The following is a 24,982-nucleotide window of genomic DNA, read 5'->3' as shown; positions in this document are numbered from 1 at the left end:
TTCTTTTTATTGTCAGTTATTGGATATTACAGTTTAGCCTGAATAGCCTTTGATTCTTCTTCGTATCCCGGTTTGTTCAGCAAAGCAAACATATTTTTCTTGTATGCTTCCACGCCCGGTTGGTTGAAAGGATTCACGCCCAACAGATAGCCGCTGATGCCGCAAGCTTTTTCGAAGAAGTACAGCAGACCGCCGATGTTGTATTCGCTCAGTTCCGGAAGAACGATGCGCATGTTGGGTACACCGCCGTCTACGTGAGCCAGCTGAGTTCCCAGTTCGGCCATTTTGTTCACTTCGTCCACCCGTTTGCCGGCAAGGAAGTTCAGGCCGTCCAGATTAGCTTCATCGAAAGGAACTTCCAGTTTATGGTCTACTTTATCCAGTGAGATCACAGTTTCGAAGATCGAGCGTTCGCCTTCCTGAATCCATTGTCCCATAGAGTGCAGGTCGGTAGAAAAGTCAACAGATGCGGGGAAAATACCCTTGTTGTCTTTACCTTCGGATTCTCCGTAAAGCTGTTTCCACCATTCACTTACGTAGTGCAGTTTCGGGCAGAAGTTGACAAGGATTTCAATCTTCTTGCCTTGTCTGTACAGTTCGTTGCGGGTAGCAGCGTAGATAGCCGCAGGGTTTTCTGCAAACGGAACGTCAGAACCGCATGCCTTTTCCATATCGGCAGCACCGGCAACCAGTTTGTCGATGTCGAATCCGGCAACTGCGATCGGCAGCAAACCAACCGGAGTGAGCACAGAGAAACGTCCGCCTACGTTGTCCGGAATGATAAATGTCTTGTATCCTTCTTTGTCGGCAGTCACACGTGCAGCACCTTTCTTGGCGTCTGTCACGGCAACGATGACTTTCTTGGCGGTTTCTTTGCCGCGTTGGTCTTCACATTGCTTTTTCAGCAGACGGAAAGCAAGAGCGGTTTCGGTAGTCGTTCCCGATTTGGAGATATTGATAACGCCGAATTTCTTGTCTTTCAGATATTCGGTCAGTTCATACAGATAGTCTTCGCTGATGTTATGTCCAGCATAGATCATGACAGGAGCAGTTTTCTTGTCCTGCAACCATGTGAAACTGTTAGACAGCGCTTCGATTACGGCACGTGCGCCCAGATAGCTGCCACCGATACCTGCTACGATCACTACTTCGCAGTTGTCTCTTAATACTTTTGCAGTAGCGTTCAGGTCAGCCAGATGCTCTTTGCTGATGGACGAAGGCAGATGTAACCATCCCAGGAAGTCGTTACCTTCTCCTGTTCCTTTTTCCAGCATTTCCTGTGCAGCTTTTACCTCGGCTTCATAAGCAGAAACCTTTTCTTTGGAGATGAATCCAAATGTTTTTTCAATGTTCAAGCTAATCATATCTATCAATTTTAAGTAATATGTAATAGGTAATAAGTAATAGGTATTAAGTAATAAGTATTATGCATGAGACGTAAAGCTTAGGTGGCTACGGTTAATACCTAATACTTATTACTTATTACCTATTTTTCTCATCTAAAAGAATCAGTCAGCAATTTGATCTCTATCATGGGTGAGATGCGTTCATACAAGATATTGTATACGGCATCCAGTATCGGCATGTTGACGTGGTGATGCTTGTTGATCTCTTTGATGCACTTCGTGCCGTAGTATCCTTCCGCGATCATTTCCATTTCAATCTGCGCACTTTTAACGGAGTATCCCTTGCCTATCATCGAACCGAACGTGCGGTTACGGCTGAAGTTGGAGTATCCTGTCACCAATAAGTCTCCTAAATAAACAGAATCATCTACATTTCTGTTCAGGGGATGTACTGTATTCAGGAAGCGGTTCATTTCCTGAATCGCATTGGATATCAGTACTGCCTGGAAGTTATCGCCGTATTTCAGTCCGCTGCAGATGCCGGCGGCAATGGCGTATACATTTTTAAGCACCGAACTGTATTCGATGCCGGCTACGTCGTCGCTGACGGAAGTCTTGATGAAGCTGCTTCCCAAACGGCGGGCGAAGATGCGCGCTTTGTCCTTGTCCGGGCAGGCGATGGTCAGATAAGAGAGGCGTTCCAGCGCTACTTCTTCTGCGTGGCAGGGACCTGCCAGTACTGCGATGTTTTCGGGTGGTACGCCATATTCTTTTGTGAAATATTCCGATACAATCACGTTGTCATCGGGTACGATTCCTTTGATAGCAGTGATAATAAACTTATCCTTAATCTTTGTTTTCAGCTTTTTCAGATGAGCTTTCAGATAAGGAGAGGGGGTGACGAAAATCAGTGTATCCGATTCCTTCACGACATCGTTGATGTTAGAACTGAAAGTGATACGCTTCGTGTCGAATTTCACCCCTGTCAGATAGGCGGGATTATGTCCAAGTCTCTTAAAATCAGCGATGCGGTCATCTCGTCGCATGTACCAATTAATAGAGTCTTCCTGAGCCAGACACATCTTTGCGATGGCTGTAGCCCAACTTCCTCCGCCCATTATCGCTATCTTACCGGGTAGTTTCATATTTAGTTGAAAGTTGAAAGTTGAAAGTTGAGAGTTGGTCATTAAAAAGGTTGTTCAAGTAACAACTTTCAATTCTCAACTCTCAACTCTCAACTTATTTAAGTTTATTTATCCACTCGGTCACGTCGTTCACGCTTGGATTGGTCAGTTCTAATTTGTATTTCTTATTGATTCCGCAGATGTCCTGGTGCAACTTTTGCGGATTAACATCCTGCATATCAGCTACTGTGTTGTAGCCGGCTTTCTGGATGACCGGCACCCAGTCTTCTGCAATACCCAGTTCCATGTATTTGGCGGCAGGGTCTTTCTTGATTACTTTCTCCGGACGCATTTGCGGGAAGAACAGTACTTCCTGAATGGTGGTCTGTCCTGTCATCAGCATCACCAGACGGTCGATACCGATACCGATGCCGGATGTAGGAGGCATACCATATTGCAAAGCACGCAGGAAATCCTGGTCGATAATCATTGCCTCGTCGTCACCCTTGTCGGCAAGACGCATCTGTTCTTTGAAGCGTTCTTCCTGATCCAGCGGATCGTTCAATTCCGAGTAGGCATTGGCCAGTTCCTTGCCGTTTACCATCAGTTCGAAACGTTCGGTCAGTCCAGGTTTGGAACGGTGCATCTTTGTCAGAGGCGACATTTCCACCGGATAATCGGTGATGAAAGTCGGCTGGATGTAGCTGCCTTCACAGAATTCACCGAAGATTTCATCAATCAGTTTGCCTTTGCCCATGGTGTCGTCGATTTCTTCCATCTTCAGTTCTTTGCAGATCTGACGGATTTCTTCTTCGCTCTTGCCGTTGAGGTCATATCCTGTCTTTTCTTTGATGGCGTCGAGGATAGGCAGACGGCGGTAAGGAGCTTTAAAGCTGATTGTCTTTCCGTCTACAACGGTTTCGGTGCTTCCGTTTACGGCGATACAGATGCGTTCCAGCAACTTTTCGGTGAAGCTCATCATCCAGTTGTAATCCTTGTACTGTACATAAAGTTCCATACAAGTGAATTCGGGGTTGTGGGTTCTGTCCATTCCCTCGTTACGGAAGTTCTTTCCTATTTCGTATACACCTTCAAAACCACCTACGATGAGTCGTTTCAGATAAAGTTCCGTTGCGATGCGCAGGTAGAGGTCTATATCCAGCGAGTTGTGGTGAGTGATGAACGGACGTGCGCTTGCTCCGCCTGCGATGGATTGCAGGATCGGTGTTTCTACTTCCGTATATCCGGCTTCGTCGAGGGCGTTGCGCAGTGTTCTCACTACGGTGGCACGCTTTTCGAATGTCTCTTTGATGCCTTCGTTTACTACCAGGTCCACATAACGTTGGCGATAACGGAGTTCGGGATCTTCAAAAGAGTCGTAAGCTACGCCGTCTTTATATTTTACGATAGGCAGCGGTTTGATAGACTTGGCAAGTACGGTCAGTTTCTTGGCATGGATACTGATTTCGCCCATTTGTGTACGGAACACGAAACCTTCGATACCTACGAAGTCACCTAAGTCGAGCAGGCGTTTGAATACAGAGTTGTACAATTCCTTGTCTTCTCCCGGACAGATGTCATCACGTGTGATGTATACCTGTATACGACCTTTAGAGTCCTGCAGTTCGATGAACGAAGCCTTGCCCATCACGCGGCGGCTCATAATACGGCCCGCTACAGAAACTTGACGCGGTTCGTCTTCATCTTTGAATTCTGCTTTTATATCAGTAGAGAAAGCATTGGTTACATACTCTGCAGCGGGGTACGGATCGATACCCATTGCACGAAGCTCATTCAGACTATTGCGCCGAATAATTTCCTGTTCACTTAGTTCTAATATATTCATTTCGTTATGTATTAACTCAATTTTGGAGGCAAAAATACGAAACTTTTCTCATATATCCTGTAATCCGTCTCTTTTTTGTATCTTTGCGCCCTCAAAACAATAGGTATGACAGGACAAAAGACACCCACTGCGCTGGGTACGGAAAAGATCGGGAAGCTTTTAATGCAGTACGCCATTCCGGCAATTATCGCCATGACGGCATCTTCTCTTTATAATATGGTAGATAGTATTTTCATCGGTCACGGGGTGGGGGCAATGGCTATTTCGGGGCTGGCACTTACGTTTCCGCTGATGAACCTTGCAGCGGCTTTCGGTTCGCTGGTAGGTGTGGGAGCGGCTACACTGGTATCGGTGAAGCTGGGACAGAAAGATTATGATACGGCACAACGGGTACTTGGCAATGTGCTGGTATTAAATATTATCATCGGACTGGCTTTTACGGTTCTTACCCTGATCTTCCTCGATCCGATTCTTTACTTCTTCGGGGGAAGTGAGGCGACTGTCGGCTATGCCCGCGACTATATGGTGGTTATCCTCTGGGGAAATGTCATCACCCATCTTTACCTGGGCCTGAATGCGGTACTTCGTTCCGCAGGGCATCCACAGAAGGCGATGTATGCTACGATTGCTACCGTGGTCATTAATACGATACTCGATCCTATTTTTATTTACGGCTTTGGCTGGGGAATACAGGGTGCGGCTATCGCTACGATTACCGCACAGGTCATCGCACTTCTCTGGCAGTTCAAGCTGTTTAGTAATAAGGACGAACTCCTGCATTTTCATAAAGGCATTTTCCGACTGAAAAAGAAGATTGTTTTTGATTCTCTGGCCATTGGTATGGCTCCCTTTCTGATGAATCTTGCCGCCTGCTTTATCGTCATCCTTATTAATAAGGGGCTGAAACAGCACGGAGGGGATCTGGCTATCGGAGCTTTCGGCATTGTCAACCGTCTGGTATTCCTCTTCGTTATGATTGTGATGGGTTTGAATCAGGGAATGCAGCCCATTGCCGGCTATAACTTCGGCGCCAAACAGTATCCGCGCGTGACGCAAGTGCTGAAAATAACGATTTATGCCGCGACCATTGTTACAACCATCGGTTTTCTGATGGGAATGTTTATTCCGCAACTGGCTGTTTCTATCTTTACGACGCACGAAGAATTGGTGAATATCTCGGCAAAGGGCTTACGGATTGTTGTGATGTTTTTCCCGATTGTCGGTTTTCAGATGGTGACTTCCAACTTCTTCCAGAGTATCGGTATGGCGAGCAAGGCTATCTTTCTCTCTATTTCCCGTCAGGTGCTTGTACTGATTCCTTGCCTGTTGATTCTTCCCCGGTTTTACGGGCAGCTCGGCGTGTGGATCAGTATGCCTATCTCTGATTTGATAGCCAGTCTGATTGCAGGAGGGATGCTTTGGTGGCAGTTCCGTCAGTTCAGAAAGGCAACTGCCTGATCTGTTTATTCCGATACTCTTTCGGAGAGACACCTACGTATTGCTTGAAATACTTACCGAAGAAAGACTGAGTCGGGAAATTCAGCTTTGTTGCAATTTCCTTGATGGTGAGATCGGAGTTTTCGAGCAGTTGTTTGGCTTCGGTAATTACCATTTGTACAATCCATTGCAGGGCGGTACTACCGGATTTTTCTTTAATGACAGCAGAAAAGTACCGGGAAGAAAGGTACTGTTTACTGGCATAGAAGGTAACGTCCCGTTCCTGCTGATAATAGCGGAAGAGGGTAATGACGAAGTTCTGAAAGATTTTATCCTTTTTGTCTTGCGATAAAGGTTTGAGAGGCTGGTTGGTAAAATAAACGTTCAGCAATTCATAGCATAAGGTTTGCCCCCATGATTTGATGAGCTCGGATATCAGGTGCTGTCTTTGCAGCGGGATGTCATGTGCTTTTATATCCATTCGCTGTTGTAGGGCTTTGATTAATTGTTCCAGATAGTTGTATTGATATTCTGTAATTGAGAAACAGGGATTTTCCCGTAGATAGAGCAGGTTTTCTGAATTGACTATCTTATTAACGATCGGAATAATATAATTCAAATCCACCTCCAGCATAATCCCTTTTATATCCTTGCTGATACGCTGGATGCGCAAGAGACTGCCTGTCATATAAATGCAGACACTTCCTTTACTTATTAAATACGACTTGTCATTCAGGGCAACTTCCACTTCTCCTTTCTGGCAAAAAAAGAAACCACACTTGTCTATGGTAGATATCATATAGCCTTCTTTTTCCGTAGCATTCTCCGGAGATATTATAACATAACTAAAAGGTATCTGTTGTTCCATTTCCTCTTTTCTTTTGGGGTGGTTTCTGTTGCAAAGAAACGTATAAATAAATACAAATAGCAAAGTATTTGAGGATTTTAAGTTGAAAAAACTGCAAATCGGACAATTTATAGCTTAAATCAACCTTTTTACTTTTATCTGCTTGGGATACTTTTGCATGAACTAAATAACAAATGAAAATATGAAACGATTCAACTTTTTATTAACAGGAATTTTAGTCGTTTTGTTGGCATCTTGCAGCCAACGTACACAGATTACAGATAGCAAACCTACAGTGAAGATTGATACTGTACTTTCTGCCGGTGGACAGACGGCTTTGCAATTTCCCGGACGGGTGAAGGCGGCGCAGGATATAAGTTTATCATTCCGTGTAAGCGGAACTATATTGCGTATGTACGTCAACGACGGAACGTATGTGCGCAAAGGACAGCTGCTTGCCGAACTGGACCCTGCTGATTATCAGATTCAGCTGGATGCTGCGGAAGCGGAGTATCAAAGTGTGAAGGCGGAGGCGGAGCGTGTGATGGCACTTTATAAGGAGAATGTAACGACTCCCGACGCCAATGATAAAGCGATGTACGGGTTGAAACAGATAACCGCCAAGTACAATCATGCGAAAGATCAGCTGGAATATACCCGTTTGTATGCTCCTTTCAGCGGATATGTACAGAAACGTCTTTTTGATTCCCATGAGACTATTGCGGCCGGTATGCCCGTTGTCTCCATTATCAGCGAGGGGACACCGGAGGTGGAAATTAATCTTCCGGCAGTAGAATATATCCGTCGCCAACAGTTCACCGGTTACACTTGTACGTTCGACATTTATCCCGGTCAGGAGTATGCGCTCGATCTGATAAATGTCACCCCTAAAGCGAATGCCAATCAACTGTATACGATGCGTTTGCAGTTGAAGAAAGGTGAAGCGCAGGCGCTTCCTTCCCCCGGAATGAATACAATGGTCACTATAGAATGTACCGAAGGGGAAGTGCGTCATCTGTCCGTTCCTACGGGTGCGGTTCTTCGTGATAAGGGGATGGCGAGTGTTTTCCTTTATGATGCTTCCAGCCGGACCATCCGTCGTTGTGATGTGACAGTCACCCGTCTGCTGGGCAGCGGCAGGTGCCTGGTGACTGCGGAGGGCTTGAAGCCCGGTGACTTGATTGTTGCTTCGGGAGTACATCATGTGAAAGACGGGGAACAGGTAGAACCCCTTTTGCCTGCTTCTAAAACCAATGTGGGAGGATTGCTATGATCGATATAAGTAAATGGGCATTTGAAAATAAGAAGTTAATTTACTTCTTGATTGCGGTGCTGATAGTCGGAGGAGCTTATTCCAGCTATGAAATGAGTAAGTTGGAAGACCCGGAAGTAACGGTGAAAGTCGCCATGGTAGTGACTACCTATCCCGGAGCGTCCGCACATCAGGTGGAACTGGAAGTGACGGATGTACTTGAAAAGAATATCCGTACAATGGGGAATATAGATAATGTAGAAAGTTATTCTTACAATGATCTCTCCCTGATTCAGGTGGAACTGAAAACGACCGTCAAGGAGGCAGATGTGGAACAATGCTGGGATTTGTTGCGGCGTAAGGTAGCGAATGCACAGGCGGAACTTCCCGAAGGCGCTGCTACTCCCCTTGTGAAAGATGATTTCGGAAATGTGTACGGTATGTTTTATGCGCTGACAGGAGACGGATTGCAGGACAGGGAACTGTCTGATTATGCCGAACTGATAAAGCGGGAAGTCAGCGAACTGGACGGAGTGGAACGGGTTGACTTGTATGGAAAGCGTGAGGAATGCATCAACATCTCTTTACTGCAGGACCGGATGGCGAATCTGGGCGTGAAACCTGCCGAAGTTCTCGCTACCTTGAACGGACAGAATAAAACCACTTATACCGGATACTACGATAATGGCGATAATCGTATTCGGGTAACGGTGAGTGACAAGTTCAAGACGGTAGAAGATATCGGACGTATGCTGATTCAGGGGCACGATGATGACCAGTTACGTTTGAGTGACATCGCCCGAATTGAGAAAGATTATGAGAATCCTACCCGCAATGAACTCTTTTATGACCGGCAGCGTGCCATGGGAATACTGATTGCGGCTTCTTCCGGTTCGGATATCATCAAGATTGGCAAACGGGTAGAACAGAAACTGGACGAATTGAAAGCGGAGCGGCTTCCGACAGGAGTGGAGTGTCATAAAGTATTCTACCAGCCGGAACGTGTATCCGGTTCGTTGGGAACATTCATTCTTAATCTGATCGAATCGGTCATTATCGTAGTTGTCATTCTGATGATAACGATGGGATTCAAGAGTGGAGTTATTATCGGAATCAGTCTGGTGGTAACGGTGTTCGGCTCCTTTCTGTTCCTGTATTTTGTGGATGGCACGATGCAACGGGTTTCGCTGGCGTCATTTGTGCTTGCTATGGGGATGCTGGTTGATAATGCGATTGTTATTATTGACGGTATACTGGTCGATCTGAAAGCCGGCAAGAGCCGTATGGAGGCAATGACCGCTATCGGGCGGCAGACTGCGATGCCTTTGCTCGGAGCCACTTTGATTGCTATCATTGCTTTCCTGCCTATCTTCATGTCTCCCGATACTGCAGGGGTGTATACGCGCGACTTATTTATCGTGCTGGCGGTTTCGTTACTGCTTAGCTGGGTACTGGCTCTGGTGCACGTACCGTTGATGGCCAACCGAATTTTGCATCCCGAAGTTTCGAAAGAAGCGTCAACTACCGGAAAACGGGTGTATGAAGGAAAGATTTATGCCGTCCTACGTTCCTTGCTGCGGTTTAGTCTGGCTCATCGCTGGAGTTTTGTCTTTGCGATGGTAGCGTTGGTTGCTCTTTCAGCTTTCAGCTATCGGTTCATGAAACAGGGTTTCTTTCCGGATATGGTGTACGATCAGCTTTATATGGAATATAAATTGCCGGAAGGAACAAATTATACCCGTGTCACACGTGACTTGGAAGAGATTGAAGCCTATCTGAAAACTCGTCCGGAAGTGACCCATGTCACAGCTTCCGTCGGTGGTACCCCCGGTCGTTATAATTTGGTGCGTAACATAGCCAATCCTTCTTTGGCATACGGTGAATTGATTATAGACTTTACTTCTCCCGATGCATTGGTGGATAATATGCCCGAGATTCAGCAATATCTTTCGTCTCGTTACCCCGATGCCTACGTGAAACTGAACCGCTATAACCTGATGTTCAAGAAATATCCGATCGAGGCACAGTTTACGGGGCCGGACCCGGTTGTTTTGCATCAATTGGCAGACAGTGCCCGCAGCATTATGGAAAGCTGTCCGGATGTATATCTGATAACTACGGACTGGGAGCCGCAGATTCCCGTGCTGACCATTGAATATGACCAGCCGACTGCCCGCGCTATCGGACTGAGCCGTAATGATGTAAGCCTCTCGTTGCTTTCGGCCACCAGTGGCATTCCCATCGGTTCTTTCCACGAAGGAATCCATCGGGACAATATCTATCTGCGCTGCCTTGACGAACAGGGAAGACCGATTGAGGATTTGGATAACACACAAATATTTTCTTCTCTTCCTTCTTTGAATGGCTTGTTGACGCAGGAGATGATGATGAAACTGAAAACGGGAACGCTTTCGAAAGACGAACTGGTAGAAACCTTGATGGGAACTACTCCGTTGAAACAGATCAGCAAGCGGATCGATGTACAGTGGGAAGATCCCGTCGTCCCCCGCTATAACGGGCAGCGTAGCCAGCGTGTACAGTGTTCGCCTGTTCCGGGAATAGAAACAGAGAAGGCACGCCAGTCCATTGCCGCACAGATAGAGCAGATCCCATTGCCCGACGGTTATAAACTGCAATGGCAGGGTGAAAGGAATGCCAGTACGAAATCTATGCAGTATTTGTTCAAGAACTTCCCGTTTGCCATTATTCTGATGATCTCGATACTGATTATGCTGTTTAAAGACTATCGTAAGCCGATTATCATTTTCTGCTGCATACCGTTGGTTTTTGTCGGTGTAGTCGCCGTGATGTTGCTGACCGGGAAGACATTCAATTTTGTGGCGATTGTCGGCACATTGGGATTGATCGGTATGATTATAAAGAACGGAATTGTGCTGATGGATGAAATTACGTTGCAGATCAGCCAGGGAGTAGAACCGGTCACTGCGTTGATCGATAGCTCCCAGAGTCGTCTCCGTCCGGTGATGATGGCTTCGCTGACCACTATTCTTGGAATGATTCCGCTGTTGCCCGATGCTATGTTCGGTTCGTTGGCAGCTTCTATCATGGGAGGATTGCTGTTTGGCACGCTCATCACGTTGCTCTTTATCCCGATTCTGTATGCATTATTCTTTCATATCAAAAAGACAGACAAATGAAAAAAGAATTTCTCGTAGCTGTTAGTGTTTTGTTTGGAATGGCGGCTTCTCTTTCTGTTTCGGCACAAGAGAAGCTCAGCCTGAAACAATGCCGTGAAATGGCTCTAAAATATAACAAGGAAATGGCTGCTGCCGATAAACAGACGGAGGCAGCCCGGCTGCTGTCTCTCAGCTATAAAGCTAACTTCTTCCCCAATTTTACAGCAAGCGGAACCGGACTGTATAGTACGGCAGACGGCAGCTTGGGCATTCGGGGAGGAAATCTGCCGGTATTCCTGCCCGATCCCGTTACTGGAGAGTTGGCAACAAGCGGTTACGCTTATTTCCCCGGATTGAATCTGGACTATAAAGTCGGGACCGTCTATACAGGCGGAGTACAAGTGGAACAACCGCTTTATATGGGCGGAAAGATTCGCGCCGCCTATAAAATGTCATTGCTCGGCAAGGAAATGGCACATCTGAATGAGGAACTGACTGCATCCGGAGTGATTCTGAATACAGACAAGGCTTATGTGCAACTAGTGAAAGCCAAAGAAATGAAGAAAGTAGCGGAGAAATATCATGTGTTGCTCAATGAGCTGTTTCGGAATGTGAAGAGTGCCCACCAGCATGGCATGAAACCTCAGAATGATGTGTTGAAGGTACAAGTGAAACTTAATGAGAGTGAGCTGGCATTGCGCAAGGCGGATAATGCGCTCCGTCTTGCCGGCATGAATCTTTGCCATTATATCGGTCGGCCTCTGACAGCGGGGATTGATATCTCGGATGAATTTCCGGAAGTGGAGCAAGAGTGGAAGACACAGGTTGCCGATATCAGTGCCCGTCCCGAATATGGTATTTTGAATAAACAGATCGCCATGGCCGAGCAGCAGGTAAAGCTGAATCGGAGTGAACTGCTGCCACGTGTGGGAGTGAAGGGAAGTTATGACTATTTCCATGGATTGGAAATCAATGACGAAACTTTGATGAAAAAAGGATCATTCTCCGTCTTTCTGAATGTTTCAGTACCTCTGTTTCATTTTGGCGAACGTATGAATAAGGTGCGCTCTGCCAAGGTAAAACTGGAACAGACTCGTCTTGAACAGGAAAATGCCAATGAAAAGATGTTGCTTGAATTGACGCAGGCCACTAATAATTTGGATGAGGCCCGACTGGAATGCGAGCTTTCAGAACGTTCGCTGGAACAGGCGGAAGAGAATATGAAAGTCAGCGGCAAACAGTATGAGGTGGGATTGGAAACTCTTTCGGATTATCTGGAAGCGCAAGTTATGTGGCAACAGGCGTATCAGACGAAAGTGGATGCCCATTTTCAGTTGTATGTAAACTATGTGGCTTACTTGAAAGCGGCGGGGCAACTGCAATAAAGTTCTCAAACTATTCTCATCGCCTTGAGAAAAAATTCTCACCACAGTGAGAAAAAATACTCATGCCTATGAGAATATTTTCTCAAAGGGGTGAGAATAATTCTGCTTCTACCAATCGTATTTCTCGATGTATATATCGAAGGTCGGTTCGTATTTTATTCCGTGTTTTATGAAGATAGCGGCAATCTCTTTTTGATATAAAGAAATATAGAGAAGATATAGTGAGTGTATTTGAGACATATATGTCTCGAAGATAAATTCCTGGTTACTTGCACTTCCCGATTTATTAGGTTACTTTTGTAGCGTATTAAATGAAGAAAGGAGATAGGTGAGTATGGCAAGACCGATTAAAGAAACTCCGATACTTTTCGGAGAAGATGCACGGCGGTTTGAAGAGCGGATGAAAGAAAAACGCAGGGAGACCTCCGAGCAGCGGGCAAAAAGATTGAAAGACTACGAACTGGCAATGAAAATATTTAAAAAATAGATATGGATCGTCAGTTAATAGAGACAACGTATGAGATGCGTAAACTAGATACCTCAGAAAAAATAGAATCGTTCGATTGCGGAGATACCGACTTGAACGATTTTATTTTGAATGAATCTTTCCTGTATCGGGAAGCTTTGCTGGCTGTCAGTTATGTACTTGAGAATAAAGTTAATCAGCGATCGGTTGCTTATTTCAGTCTTGCCAATGACAGGATCTCTTTGTCTGATTTTGAAAATAAAACTGAATTCAATCGTTTCCGCAAACATCGGTTTGTGAATGAGAAGCGTTTAAAAAGCTATCCTGCTGCAAAGATTTGTCGTTTGGGTGTTGACTTGTCTGTAAAAGGTCAATCAATAGGCTCATTCCTATTGAATTTTATTAAAAGTTATTTTATTATTGAGAATAAAACAGGTTGCCGTTTTTTAACTGTTGATGCGTATGCGGCTGCTGTGCCTTTTTATATGAAAAACGGTTTTGTCCCATTGAATGATGAAGATGTGGATTCTGCTACACGTTTGCTCTACTTTGATCTGAATGATATTGTGAAATAATTCAGATTCTGTTCTACTTTTATATAATATAAAATGATGGATTGGTAATGTTAATTGTTACAACATAGTCTTTTGAATTTATATAATAGTGACGATTGCTTTGTTTCTAATTTTCCCCAAACATTTATTAGCCTCTTTTGTTATTTTCCGAAAACTATTTGTAACTTTGTCATCGGAACGTAGCATACCGTTTAAAGGTGTGCGATTGCGCGTTTCCTCGGCTAATAGGAAATTGTAACGGATTTTTTTGATGTATGCCGGGAAGACGCCTGTACTTCTATGACTTCTCATAGGGTACGGGCTGTCTGCCCGTATACATCAGGTAGCCGTTACTACCTCCTATTAGCGGGATGTGACAGCTCCGTACTCTTTTATAATATAAAAGGTACGGAACTAGGTAAGAGTATTAACTTAGTTCCGTTTTTTTATGTCCTATTGGCTCACAACAAAACAAATGTCTGAAAGACATGGCGTTCAGGAAGCAACTCTGCGAAACTGGGCGAATCTCGGTTACATTACCAGTTGCCGGATGGGCAACCAACTGTTCTTGGATGACGAAAGTCTGACTGCCTATCTCGAAGCTCACAAAAGGCTTGGATTGCAAGCGGATTATCTGGCAAAGATTGTGGAAGAGAAAAAGCTGGAACGCGACTTTATTATTTCCAGATATGATGATCTGCTATATGTATTGCGAACACAGAAAACGTGTAAACCTCTATATGAAATTATTATTCGTGAACTTTCCCAATTGATTGTTCATCCCGGAGCCCGTGATATTTTCTACTCCATCTCTATGGGGGAGTCAATAGAGAAAGTTGCCGGTCGGCATCGAATTACTTATGACAGGGCGTTACAGATTTATAATTCTCATCTCAGAGGACTGAAAGTGAGAAAGAATGTGTTGGCTACTTATCGGAAACATATCATAGATGCCCGTTTTCAGTCTTTGGCGGATAAAAGCAAGAATATAAATTTGAATCAGGAAGAAAGGGTACTCCAATTGTCTGTCGGCAAAGTGGCCGATACGAGGCTGACTAATGTCTTGTATAAAGAAGAAATCCGGACGGTAGGGCAACTGCTGGAATTAGTATCGGGAAAGGGATGGAGATGGCTGCTGAAAATGGAAGGAGTAGGGAGGATTTCTTATGACCGCTTGCTGTCCAATCTTCAGTTGGCGGGAGTGGTCGATGAAAGTTTGGAGCAGATACTTTCCGGTCGTTCTGACAGATGATGAGGGGCAAAAGTCAATAGTATTAGGAGAGTTGCTACTGACTTTTGACATCTCCTCGTCTCTTTGTGGTGATGATTCTTCCGTTTTTTAGGGTAGACTACGCATTTGATTCTTTTGATTAAAAACGTTTTATCTTTATAAATTTATTCTGGTACCCCTCAAATATATGCTCTGACGTTTCATTTTCCAATTTCTCTTCAATAGCGTTTACTATTGTGAAGGGGATGGTTTGCCCGTCTTCATTTAAAATCCTGAGGTTGGTTCTCTTTCCATCTATCTCTCTAATGTTCAGTAGTATATAACCTTCTTCTTTAGAGGGGGTACATGAAGTCATCAGGAAATTGTCTTTCTCAAAATGGAAGGCTGAGTACTCTGTGGGTTTATGATTCTCTGTTCCTGTCGGCATTACCCGGGCATATAGAGGAATACGTGAGCTCCAGCCAAACTTGGTAGCAAGGTTGTTAGATGGGTCAACGGAAGAGGTCAGATGGTAACTCCAACGGAACTCTCCTTCTTGGGAAGCTTTGAAGTTGGTATTCCAGTAATTATTCATCACCCACGAGTAGACATGAGGCCTTTCGTATTGTTTCTGATATTGAAATTTACCGAGATTTATGTCTCCTAGTTGATAGAGGGGGATGAGGCTGCTTCCTATAATAATTTGCGCCTGATTATTTTGTACCGATACAAAGTTTTGAACAGTATTCCAGTCTGTAGATGTCCCTTCCAGTTGATTCTTGCCAGATATAACTGTTCCGCCCTGAACGTCGAATGCCAGTTTTCCTTCGGGCAGTTGGAAGGGAAAAGCAACGTATATCCCTGAGGGATCCGTTTCCGGCAGACGCTTGATTGCGTACTCCAGTTCTATTCGTTTGGTATCATGATATAATTTAATTTCCAGATTGACCCCGAATGCTTCGTCTGTTCCCGGAGATTTTCCCTGCAACAGGATACGTTGATAAATAGGTCCATTCGAACTGTCGATGATCCGGCACTCACTCAATCCTGTTCTGTTGTAATCATCCAGGCGATATTGGGCCAATTGGTCACGATTACCTAATTTCTCATAGATAAAAGCACCCAGTTCCCATGGAGACGAACTATCGACCAGTTCACAATTCAATTCTTTATCATACAAACTTTGGATCGTTCCTTTGTCCGGGTTGAGTTGTAGTTTGTAGAAATGATTTTCGATACTGGCATTGTTTATTGTAATAGTTCCTGTATCAGTAGACGGTTGTTTGAAGACAATTTCAAACGTCTTGTATCCCATAGGCGGAATATCCTCTGCGAAAATTGCATAGTAGCACCCTTCTCTGCGATAACGGATCGGTTGAACTTTCAACGAATGTCCTTGAAAGTCTGTTATTTCGAAGAATTGGTTTCGGGGGATCACTTCAAAATCAATATATACAGTCAGCATCTCCGAACGTTTCCAGTTCAACGTATTGAAAATCGTAAGGGTCGGGTTCTTGCCTCTGCGGAGGTCTCCTTGAAGTAAACCGACGGAGGTTTCATACAGCATTTGTGTTCTTTTGACTGCTTCCCATGCATAGGCTGACTTTTCTCCCCATTGCACCTGACTGTTTTCGCACAACGGATCACTGACGCTTTCGGATGCTCCGAACGTGTGTTCATCATAGAATAGCAGGCTTTCATGTATGTGCTCTATTTGTTGATGAGTGGCCTGTGGCAGGCATTTGTCTTTTAATACAGCCATAGACAGTAGCCCTTCTACCGCTGTCATATCCGAATGAGTTTTGCGTGAAGCTGCTGTTTCTCTTGCGGCAGAACCGAAACCGTCTGTCCACCAGTCTGGATATGCGGCTCTGTATGCGGGAATTTTATCCCCGTATCGCTCCGTTACATAATCCATAAATTCGGATGCAGTGGCACTTCGTAGCTTAGGATATGCGTACTTTTCATTCCATTCTCTGATGAGTTTGCATTCAATGATGGAGGGCGGTGAATTATCCGTGAAATAACCGGAGTATTGTACGCCTACTGCATCAAACGGATAATGCTTACGCTCCAGTTCTGATAAATAATGTAGTAACTTCGGTTCTGTCTTTTGAATGTCTCCCTGCTCTATTCCCCAGAAATTGCCAGTATTATAATGGTCGGCACGGTAAGTCAGGATCGGTTTACCTGACGGAGATTCCCATTGGAAGACAGTCGGCATATTAAACGGAACCTGCGATTTGTAATGGTGTTCTCCCATCCACAGGTATTTTATCCCGAGGTCCGGCAGATAATCTGCCAGACACCATGCAATTCCGTTGACGTCATTCTGCATGGCCAGCGCAGAGGGAATTCCATGTTTTCTGAATTCTTTGACAGGCTGAAGGAAAGTCTTGAAAGAGTTTTCGTCTACAATCTCCGACATATTGAAATACATGGAAGCAACTTCTATTTGTCCTTCGGCAATGTATTTTTTTAGTTTGTTCACTTGTTCTTCCGGTCTGTTTTTCAAATACTCGTCTACAGCCCATGCCGATTCGCAGGTCCATCTGAACTTCGCATCATTTGTGTAGTCTTTTGTTTGTTCGCAGTATTCAATGGCATAATCTATATACCGGAGATGTTCCGACAGGATTTCGGTTTGAGGTTTGGTGTAGCCTATATCTGTGTGAGTATGCTGAACGAGATATACCGTCCATTTCTTGACAGGAGTTGCCTTTTCATTGATTTTGCTGACGGTTTTTCCTTGTTCTTTCAGTATGATCGGTAACTCACATGGAGCGGTGACTTCCGGAATGGATGTCTCAATGTTATTTATTCCGGGGGACAATACGTATCTTTCCGGTGGGAAATTACCGACTTGCAGTTCCACCGGTCTCTTTTTATGATGCCAGTTGACTGCTTTTATTTTGACCGGCTGTCTCAGTTCTTTTTTCTTTCCGACCACCAATACAGGAGAGAAGGCGGAAGATACGAGACTGGCTTTGGTCGTAAGATTGTTTGTTTGCAGAGGAGAGTCAGATGTCAGCTTTATCTGGTCGAATGCTACCCAACTGCCTGATATATTTCGGATCGTGAGTGTGTTGTTTCCTGCTCTGAACTCATCAGCCGGAATGTCAAGCGTGACGGATAACTCTTTTGAAGTTGTTTCTTTTGTGTCCAGATATTCAGGGTTTGTGCCTTTGGGTGTTTGGATGGATTTCTCGAAGCTGTTGAGCCTCACCTCCAGTCGGGGAGGTGAGGAAGGATGAGTTTCTGCAAATAGAAGTCGTAGTTGTATTTGGGTTGTCGGAGAAGGAGCTTCGGCCAATGAAAAGCCAATAACAGCCTGCCCTGATATGCCACCTGCCCAGGCATCACTAGGCCCCGGCAGAAAGTAAGGAAAATCAGCAGAATGATTTCTCCCTACTTCGTATAGATAAACATCATTGATGTAGTTCCGATAATCGTTTTTATAGAACTTGAACTCTTTGGCGGATTTATCTTTGTTTCCTATTTGCCAGACTGTATTTTGAGAATGAGCTGTGAGAGTTCCCAACAATCCGATGATACAAACGATTTCTTTAATTTTTATCTTTCTCATGTGAGTTCCTTTTAGAAAATGATATGCCGTTGCTATATCTTAATTAGAATTCGTATGTATCAGGTGACCAGCTATCCAGCCATTGAATAGCCATGCTTCCGTCTTCACGGAACTGTATAGGCAACCAGATATAGGTTGAGTGAATTAGGTCTGTTTTATTCCATTTGTCAAACATGGCTATGTATGCGTCTTTCTTTCCTTGAATCGGCAGTACATGGGTACTTTGTCCATAGAAGGTTTTGTCGGCATCTTTTCCTACACAAGGATTTCCTTTTACGGTCCATGGTCCTAAAATTTGGGTAGCCACTGCATATTCCGCTTCATTGGGACTCCAGCCGGTACATCCCGAACTGATGACGTAGTATAGTCCGTTGTGTTTGAACACAGCAGGGGCTTCCCGGAATTTACCTGCGAAATTGCGTGTGAAAGTGCCGGAAGGTTTCAGGTAATCGTCGGACAGCAAACTGATATATAATGTAGAATTCTGTTCGGAAGAGTAGATATGATAAGCTTTGCCGTCGTCATCTTTGAATAGGGTCATGTCCCGGCTGATTTGCCCGTTCGGGTGCATCGAACCCAGATAGGTGAAAACACCAGTCGGTGAATCGGAAACAGCGACTCCGGCAGCAGCTTTATTGTAGTCGTCACTGTCCACGTGCAGCCACATTACAAATTTCTTGGTTTTGTCATTGTATATAACTTTAGGTCTCTCCAGCACTTTGGAAGGATGGAGATCGGATTGTGTGTCAGATATTTCCGGTTGGAGAACGAGTCCTTCATATTTCCAGTTGAGAAGGTCCTTGGAAGAGTAACAATTTACTCCACCGGCTTCCGTACGATAACATTCCCAACCGGGAACATTGGGATTCCAGTAAGTGGAATCACTTTTACATTCGCCATACCAGTAGTAAATTCCCTCGTGATATAATATACCGCCTCCGTGAGCATTTATTTTCTCGTTGTTGGTGTCGAGCCATTCTACTCCCGGAGTGATGGCTGTATACTTGTGTGATGTGTCACGTGATGACTGACATGATAATAAAACGGCTGCTGTGATAAGACTGAGTAAGATCTTTTTCATTTGTTACTATTTTTTTTATGATGTTATTTGATTCCCCAATTTTTATTCGGACGATCTCCCATTTCAAGTTCCAATGTGCCGCCTTTGAGCAGTTCTTTTGCCGGAAACTTGAAAGAGTTCAACTTCTTGCCGTTTAGTTTGGCGGACTGGATGTACTTATTTTCCCGCGAAGTATTGCTAGCTTTGATGATAAATTGCTTTCCTCTACCGAAATGTTTTCCCAAATCTATTTTTATTTTTTCAAACAGAGGACTCCCCAGTTCATAAACAGGTTCTGCGTTACAACCTCCGTCCGTCTGGAATAATCCCAATGCAGCCATGACAAACCAAGCGCTCATTTGTCCTTGGTCTTCGTCTCCCAAATAGGCATTTGATGTGTCAAAGCCATAATAGCGGTCGATAATGGAACGGCTCCACCGTTGCGTTTGCCACGGTTGGCCTGCCCAGTTGAATAGAAAGGCGAAGTGCATGGATTGCTGGTTACCTTGTACTACTGGAAAGTCCCAATACTGGTCTCCCGGGGCATTATACCTCCATGGCTCACTGGCTTTGAATCCCCATGACAGCCGGTCGATGAAGAGCTCTTTACCGATAATTTCGGTGAGTGCGGGAACGTTCTGAGGTACAAAAAAAGTAAGTTGCCAGGCGTTTCCCTCTACATAATGATGGTTAGCTCCTGATTTGAACGGATCAAAGTTCTTTTCCCATTCTCCATTGCTGTAGCGCATTTGGGCATAACCTGTCGCCGGGTTGATTGCGTTTTTCCACCAGTTGCCTCTGTTGGAGAATGTTCGGTAATATTCCTCTTTTCCCAGTGCTTTTGCTAGTTGAGAGACTGTCCAGTCGTCATAAGAGTATTCTAATGTGTTAGAAAAACGTCCTTTGTCGGCAGGTACATATTGATGTTGCAGATAAGTTTCCAGATCTCTGTTGCCGGCAAAACCATTGGCTACACGTTGGGCTGGGGTAGTTTGCATCTTTACGATTGCCCGGAACATTTTTTCCGCATCGTAATTCCGTATTCCCATTTGGTAAGTACTTACTAAAAGGGGAATCTCATGTTCGCCCACCATGACAGGTATGTATTTCATTCCGCTGGGACCTTTTGCCAGCCATCCGTTGGCGTCATACATAGCCAACTGCGATTTTACCCATCTGGATGACCACTCGGGAGCAATCAGATTCCATACCTGATTCAGATTCCAAAAAGTATTCCAGAAGGCATCGCATCCCAAAGCGACAGCATCCGGGTCGTCCAGCTTTTGAATGTTGCCTGCTGCATCCACCCATCTGCGGTCTGCATCACTGAAAGTATTCCGGCAGAACGCACGGTATAAATTGGTGTAGAATCTTACTTTTTCCCGATAATCGTTGCTGTATATCCGAACCCTGTTTAAAATATTATTCCAACTATCCGACTGATGTTTGTGTACAGCTTCAAAATTCCACCCGAATGGTTCCGTTATCTCATTGGAAAGATTGTTGGAAGCCCCTGCCATATCTACATAAGATATTCCGGAACGTACCATAACTTCCGGATGATCGGTAGTATCAAATTCGGCATAACAGCCGAATCGTTGAGGGTAGTGGGCTGTCATAGTGTCTGTTTCCCATAAAGTATGATCGTGCCATCCTCCAAATTTCTTGATATCTTTATTGAACTCAATCACGAAATAGATTGTATAGTTCTGATCCGCATCCGCCGACCATACGTTTTTGGATAGCTGCTTACTGAATCCTTCGATCCGTCGTGCTCCTGTTTGCTTTACACTTCCTTCAACAATCTGGTAATCGTATTCACTAGGGATTTTCAGGTCGATCATGACACGGGCATCCTTATCTTGCGGATATGTATAACGCTGAAAACCACACCGGGAGGTGGCAGTCAGTTCCGCCTTGATTTGATAATCGGTCAAGTCTACTTTATAATATCCGACTTTCGTTTCTTCACTTGTTTTGTCGATGGCTGAACGATACGAATTGGCATCTTTGACTAAGGAAGACTGGCTGCCTATCTCCGTTTTTAAAGGACCGTTGGCAGGCATGATGCCCAGACCCGCCATGGTCCATTCGTGTATGTGGCTAAACGTACCTATGCTCTCGAATGAAGGATCATATCCCGATTGCCAACCGCTATCCTGATTGTCCGGACTTAATTTGACCATGCTGAATGGCATCCACGTACCTGGTGCTATCATCCAACGGGAGTGCGCAGTTCCCATTCGTGTATCGATGTAATCGGCCAGTGTGATTGTATTGTGAGGTGCGCGCCTGATCATTCCTTTATCTAAGATTGCACCATCGGCGGATATGATGTAATGGCTTGTCTTGGGAGACTTGACAACTGGCATCGGAGCTTCTAGTATGTATCTTCCTTTTTCCAAACGTTGTTCCAGTATCTTTTTTCCATCTACTTTCACTTCAAGGAGAGGATGCCCGGAAAGATGTTCTATGTCTACTAATAGTGGTTGGGCTACAGGACTGGTGGTTTGAAAGTCCGCAGCTTTAACATCCCGAAGATAAACGGATTTGTTGACTTCATTTAGTTCGGCATTATCCGGCCCCATAAGTCTGATATCATCGAAGAGAATCCATGAACCTTCGAGACTTGTAAGCGCGATGGAGTTGCTTCCTTTTCTGATCACTCCGGAGTTCAGAGGAATTTCGATCGTATGCGGTTTGATTTGTGAATAGTCACCGTCTATTGATTTTCCACTTCCTTTGGGAAGGGCATATTTCCATGATTTTCCGTTGATCGTTATTTTAAATAGTGCCGGAAGTTCGTGGTGAGTATCTAATAGGTCTATGATTAATTTCCATGAGTCCGTTTCGGGGACTTCCTTCATACCAAAGAGTATGTTTAAAACATGAGTCCGTATACCGGCAGTATAACTTGTTCCTCCCCAATGATCGGCAGGTCCCGGCAGAACATAAGGAAAATCTTTTTGAGGGGAAGACAATCCAATGATATAAAACCTGTCCTCCCAACCAAAATCATTTGCCAGAAACTCTTTGTATTTGTCAGGGGACAATGCCAACTCACTGGCACTATGATTTTTCTCCCCGATTTGCCAGACAGTCTTGGTAGGTGCTGCACATAATCCGGATAGGAGGAATAAAAACGTGAATAAACTCAATGGTATTCTTTTCATATTAACTTTCGGTCTTTTGGATTCAAGATACAAATTTGTTTTTTACATAGGAATGTATCATTCTTTTTTTGTATACACTCCTATGCAAAAACAAATTCAACTGTTATCACTGTAACAAACTAACCTTTTTACCCCAGAACTTGATTTCGCTGGCGGAACCATAGGCCCCCATTCCTACGTGTGGAGCTGAGAGTGATTCTACAATACGGTATCTGATGTATCTTATATTTTCGTGTTCTTTATCGCAGGCGAACTTAATACTGGGTTGCCAACCGGAAACAGAAATGTTTTTTGTAGTCAGCTGTTTCCATCCTTTTGCTTTCGCACTTTCTTCCCAAGCCGGGTTTATAGATGGAACATCCGGTTCATGGCTTTCCAGGTCTTCTACATCTTCAATTCCCCATATTTGGAATAATCGAGGCATCCAGTCTGTTCTTTCATATCCGGTAAAGAACAGTTCGCATTCGGTAATCGTTGCTGTAAGTCCCATGTCAATGGTCAGATGATGAGGAACTCCTTGATTATCGCCGGCATGATAACCGCTGTCATAATTCCATGTATCATTGTTCCATAACTTTTCTACTGAACCGCCATAACCGTTTACAACATCTGAAGGCATATTTGCGTTGGCAAAGTTAGTTCTGGGGATTTCTACAATCGGATCGTCGGGCAAAGTGTATTCTGAAATGGGCAGGGATACGATATCCAATGCAGTTTCGCTGGGTAGGATTCGTGTTTCTACTGTTAATATAGAAGTAGCTTTCCAATTAGGTAAATTGGTTGAAGCAGCATCTCCTTTCACTGTTAAAGTTAGTAGTTGCTCATTTGAATCATAGTACTTAACTATTGCTTCCACCACATTGTCTGCCTGATTCCAAATTAAGTTGAGCGAGTTGTCGGCAATGACGAATTGTATATCGGTAATTCGCTTGGGATAATAAGTCGCTATGTGCTCCGTTCCGTATACATCTACATTGTAGGTTTCGGATAGTGAGGTATTACCTTCTTTATCCTTTGTGGTTATTTTAACGTAATAGTTGCCTTCTTCCACATCTTTGATTTCATAACTGAATTCAGGTTGCGTTCTGTCAATGTCTGTTGTGAAAACCTTGTCGTAACCTACAAGTTCTATTATGCAAGTCTTTGCTGTGGCCAGATATTTCATAGACCCCTTTATCATCATGCGCTGAAATCCCGGCTGTATATTTACATCCGCCAGCTTTCCTACATAAATTTGTTCTCCGTCTTTGATATATTCAGAATAGGTATCATGAATATCTGTGCAGGAGGTCATACACAGGAGAATAGTAGTTATTATATATATTACTTTTTTCATTTCTGTCTATTTTATAAGGTTATTCTTCGCCTTGGATATCTCCCCAAAGAGTGATTTCTGACATAACTGACGTTTCCATTCCCGACCATGACATCAAACTCTGGAACCGGAAGTAGCGAATGAATGGTACATCCTGGTTAAGGGTAAATACATGGCCTCTTTGGGCTTCCTCAATATCTTCCTGAGTAAGCGCATCACCAAATGCCCCGCCGGATGGTTTCTTCATTTCTCCATCAAATAATACCACCCAGTTATCCGGATTCTGCAAATCTTTACCCTCTTCGCAGCCATATAATTTGAAGTACTTGGGAGCTCCATGGGCATATAATAAGTCTTGGCTGTCCAGACGTTGCCAGAATTGGAATTGGCTGAGACGTACATTGACATTCAAATCAATACTGAAGGCATGCGGGAAAGGTATCGGGTATTCGGTATGTCCCCAGTTCCATCCACCTATTTGTCCGTCCCATAGACGGGAATGATAGCCTTCGTGGTAATCCCAGCTGACATCATCCATAACTTTAACAAGTTGGAATTTTGTTTTATCTAATAAGCTTTCTTTCCAAGGAGTAATTTCGGCATACAATGTGTCGGAAGTGTTTTCCCATTTATCCCTAACGAAGATGGCTAATTTCAATAATTTATGTTCTAAGCCTTTTATAGTCAGGCGACCTTCTTCCTGTTGTGAGGAGTATACGTCATGAATCTCGTATTCATTGTGTTCATCTACCCATTTGTAAATGTAGAAAGATAATGCACTTCTTGCTGCATTATTGAAATCGAGGAAGAAACCTCCAAAACTTTCAGTCACTTTTAATGATTCTTGTGTCTGAACGACTGCAGGAGTCAGAGGCTCAATAGTCACGATAGCCGGTGTGGAATAGTTTTCGTGGCGGTCTACAGAGTAAAGTTTGACCTCTCTCTTTTGTGTATCCCCCAGCCCTTCTATTACCAAAGAATCTACATACATGGAAGATTTTACTTCCTGCTGTTCTCCGCGGGTATTAGTGAAGATAGCTTTGACGTATAATAAATCGACATCATCGGAAGGAGTATATTTAATAATAGCTCCTCCGTTTACATTCTTCACCGATATATTAGTAATCGGTGCCGGAGCTTTTCCATCATTCGTACCGCGTGGTTCGGCCTCGTAATCACCGGCGCAGTTTGCAAAACAAACTGCTGCAAGTATTAAAAGTATAAAAGCTATATTTTTCATCTTT

General features: G+C 44.2%; 16 protein-coding genes. 7 read left to right on the top strand and 9 right to left on the bottom strand.

Going from position 1 to position 24,982, the window contains the following annotated elements; all coding sequences use genetic code 11:
• Window positions 1–26: 26 nt before the first annotated feature.
• The 3 genes from BT_RS10750 to lysS all read right to left on the bottom strand — a co-directional run bounded on the left by BT_RS10750 (window position 27) and on the right by lysS (window position 4,316).
• The gene (locus BT_RS10750; protein ID WP_008759774.1) at window positions 27–1,364 is read right to left on the bottom strand and encodes a glucose-6-phosphate isomerase; all 1,338 of its coding nucleotides are present in this window, start codon (window positions 1,362–1,364) and stop codon (window positions 27–29) included.
• Window positions 1,365–1,495: 131 nt separating this feature from the next.
• Window positions 1,496–2,491 carry an NAD(P)H-dependent glycerol-3-phosphate dehydrogenase gene (locus BT_RS10745; protein ID WP_008759775.1) on the bottom strand — a complete coding sequence of 332 codons (996 nt, stop codon included), beginning with the start codon at window positions 2,489–2,491 and terminating at the stop codon, window positions 1,496–1,498.
• Between the two features lie 94 nt (window positions 2,492–2,585).
• On the bottom strand, window positions 2,586–4,316 hold the full coding sequence (gene lysS / locus BT_RS10740) for a lysine--tRNA ligase (RefSeq protein ID WP_008759776.1): 1,731 nt from the start codon (window positions 4,314–4,316) through the stop codon (window positions 2,586–2,588).
• 75 nt (window positions 4,317–4,391) lie between these two features.
• On the opposite strand from lysS, the gene BT_RS10735 reads away from it, so the two are divergent.
• Complete coding sequence (locus BT_RS10735) at window positions 4,392–5,774, top strand: MATE family efflux transporter (RefSeq protein ID WP_008766607.1); 1,383 nt, start codon at window positions 4,392–4,394, stop codon at window positions 5,772–5,774.
• Here the strand turns inward: BT_RS10735 and BT_RS10730 are convergent.
• Complete coding sequence (locus tag BT_RS10730; protein ID WP_011108141.1) at window positions 5,755–6,621, bottom strand: AraC family transcriptional regulator; 867 nt, start codon at window positions 6,619–6,621, stop codon at window positions 5,755–5,757. The two genes, BT_RS10735 and BT_RS10730, sit on opposite strands and share 20 nt — an antisense overlap.
• Window positions 6,622–6,802: 181 nt before the next feature.
• Between BT_RS10730 and BT_RS10725 the strand changes: the two genes are divergently transcribed.
• The 6 genes from BT_RS10725 to BT_RS10705 all read left to right on the top strand — a co-directional run bounded on the left by BT_RS10725 (window position 6,803) and on the right by BT_RS10705 (window position 14,646).
• Window positions 6,803–7,873 (top strand): efflux RND transporter periplasmic adaptor subunit, encoded by a 1,071-nt coding sequence (locus BT_RS10725; protein WP_008766605.1) that lies wholly within the window; start codon window positions 6,803–6,805, stop codon window positions 7,871–7,873.
• Entirely contained in the window at window positions 7,870–11,010 is a 3,141-nt protein-coding gene (locus tag BT_RS10720; protein WP_008766604.1) for an efflux RND transporter permease subunit, read from the top strand. Before BT_RS10725 ends, BT_RS10720 begins: the two co-directional genes overlap by 4 nt.
• Window positions 11,007–12,374, top strand: coding sequence for a TolC family protein (locus BT_RS10715; protein ID WP_008766603.1), 1,368 nt, complete (start codon window positions 11,007–11,009; stop codon window positions 12,372–12,374). The genes BT_RS10720 and BT_RS10715 overlap by 4 nt, the downstream gene beginning before the upstream one ends.
• A 334-nt stretch (window positions 12,375–12,708) precedes the next feature.
• Window positions 12,709–12,861: a hypothetical protein gene (locus tag BT_RS24375; protein WP_008766602.1), complete on the top strand. Its 153-nt coding sequence runs from the start codon at window positions 12,709–12,711 to the stop codon at window positions 12,859–12,861.
• A 2-nt stretch (window positions 12,862–12,863) separates the two neighbouring features.
• Window positions 12,864–13,415 (top strand): GNAT family N-acetyltransferase, encoded by a 552-nt coding sequence (locus BT_RS10710; protein WP_008766601.1) that lies wholly within the window; start codon window positions 12,864–12,866, stop codon window positions 13,413–13,415.
• Between the two features lie 454 nt (window positions 13,416–13,869).
• On the top strand, window positions 13,870–14,646 hold the full coding sequence (locus BT_RS10705) for a hypothetical protein (protein ID WP_011108139.1): 777 nt from the start codon (window positions 13,870–13,872) through the stop codon (window positions 14,644–14,646).
• Between the two features lie 118 nt (window positions 14,647–14,764).
• On the opposite strand, the gene BT_RS10700 is transcribed toward BT_RS10705, so the two are convergent.
• The 5 genes from BT_RS10700 to BT_RS10680 all read right to left on the bottom strand — a co-directional run bounded on the left by BT_RS10700 (window position 14,765) and on the right by BT_RS10680 (window position 24,978).
• The gene (locus BT_RS10700) at window positions 14,765–18,190 is read right to left on the bottom strand and encodes a glycoside hydrolase family 38 C-terminal domain-containing protein (RefSeq protein ID WP_008766599.1); all 3,426 of its coding nucleotides are present in this window, start codon (window positions 18,188–18,190) and stop codon (window positions 14,765–14,767) included.
• Window positions 18,191–18,233: 43 nt separating this feature from the next.
• Window positions 18,234–19,271: a glycoside hydrolase family 43 protein gene (locus BT_RS10695; protein WP_008766598.1), complete on the bottom strand. Its 1,038-nt coding sequence runs from the start codon at window positions 19,269–19,271 to the stop codon at window positions 18,234–18,236.
• A 23-nt stretch (window positions 19,272–19,294) separates the two neighbouring features.
• Window positions 19,295–22,423: a GH92 family glycosyl hydrolase gene (locus BT_RS10690; RefSeq protein ID WP_011108138.1), complete on the bottom strand. Its 3,129-nt coding sequence runs from the start codon at window positions 22,421–22,423 to the stop codon at window positions 19,295–19,297.
• Between the two features lie 106 nt (window positions 22,424–22,529).
• Window positions 22,530–23,759 (bottom strand): DUF4998 domain-containing protein, encoded by a 1,230-nt coding sequence (locus BT_RS10685; RefSeq protein ID WP_008766596.1) that lies wholly within the window; start codon window positions 23,757–23,759, stop codon window positions 22,530–22,532.
• A 19-nt stretch (window positions 23,760–23,778) separates the two neighbouring features.
• On the bottom strand, window positions 23,779–24,978 hold the full coding sequence (locus BT_RS10680) for a DUF5000 domain-containing lipoprotein (protein WP_008766595.1): 1,200 nt from the start codon (window positions 24,976–24,978) through the stop codon (window positions 23,779–23,781).
• Window positions 24,979–24,982 lie beyond the last annotated feature (4 nt).

The sequence above is a fragment of the Bacteroides thetaiotaomicron VPI-5482 genome, assembly GCF_000011065.1.
Classification (GTDB): Bacteria; Bacteroidota; Bacteroidia; order Bacteroidales; family Bacteroidaceae; genus Bacteroides; species Bacteroides thetaiotaomicron.
This window is presented reverse-complemented; position numbering and strand designations above follow the sequence as displayed.

Bases quoted from the DNA above. Each gene is read 5' to 3' on its own strand.
- BT_RS10750 (WP_008759774.1), bottom strand. From the start codon at position 1,364: ATGATTAGCTTGAACATTGAAAAAACATTTGGATTCATCTCCAAAGAA.
- BT_RS10745 (WP_008759775.1), bottom strand. From the start codon at position 2,491: ATGAAACTACCCGGTAAGATAGCGATAATGGGCGGAGGAAGTTGGGCT.
- lysS (WP_008759776.1), bottom strand. From the start codon at position 4,316: ATGAATATATTAGAACTAAGTGAACAGGAAATTATTCGGCGCAATAGT.
- BT_RS10730 (WP_011108141.1), bottom strand. From the start codon at position 6,621: ATGGAACAACAGATACCTTTTAGTTATGTTATAATATCTCCGGAGAAT.
- BT_RS10725 (WP_008766605.1), top strand. From the start codon at position 6,803: ATGAAACGATTCAACTTTTTATTAACAGGAATTTTAGTCGTTTTGTTG.
- BT_RS10720 (WP_008766604.1), top strand. From the start codon at position 7,870: ATGATCGATATAAGTAAATGGGCATTTGAAAATAAGAAGTTAATTTAC.
- BT_RS10715 (WP_008766603.1), top strand. From the start codon at position 11,007: ATGAAAAAAGAATTTCTCGTAGCTGTTAGTGTTTTGTTTGGAATGGCG.
- BT_RS24375 (WP_008766602.1), top strand. From the start codon at position 12,709: ATGGCAAGACCGATTAAAGAAACTCCGATACTTTTCGGAGAAGATGCA.
- BT_RS10710 (WP_008766601.1), top strand. From the start codon at position 12,864: ATGGATCGTCAGTTAATAGAGACAACGTATGAGATGCGTAAACTAGAT.
- BT_RS10705 (WP_011108139.1), top strand. From the start codon at position 13,870: ATGTCTGAAAGACATGGCGTTCAGGAAGCAACTCTGCGAAACTGGGCG.
- BT_RS10700 (WP_008766599.1), bottom strand. From the start codon at position 18,190: ATGAGAAAGATAAAAATTAAAGAAATCGTTTGTATCATCGGATTGTTG.
- BT_RS10695 (WP_008766598.1), bottom strand. From the start codon at position 19,271: ATGAAAAAGATCTTACTCAGTCTTATCACAGCAGCCGTTTTATTATCA.
- BT_RS10690 (WP_011108138.1), bottom strand. From the start codon at position 22,423: ATGAAAAGAATACCATTGAGTTTATTCACGTTTTTATTCCTCCTATCC.
- BT_RS10685 (WP_008766596.1), bottom strand. From the start codon at position 23,759: ATGAAAAAAGTAATATATATAATAACTACTATTCTCCTGTGTATGACC.
- BT_RS10680 (WP_008766595.1), bottom strand. From the start codon at position 24,978: ATGAAAAATATAGCTTTTATACTTTTAATACTTGCAGCAGTTTGTTTT.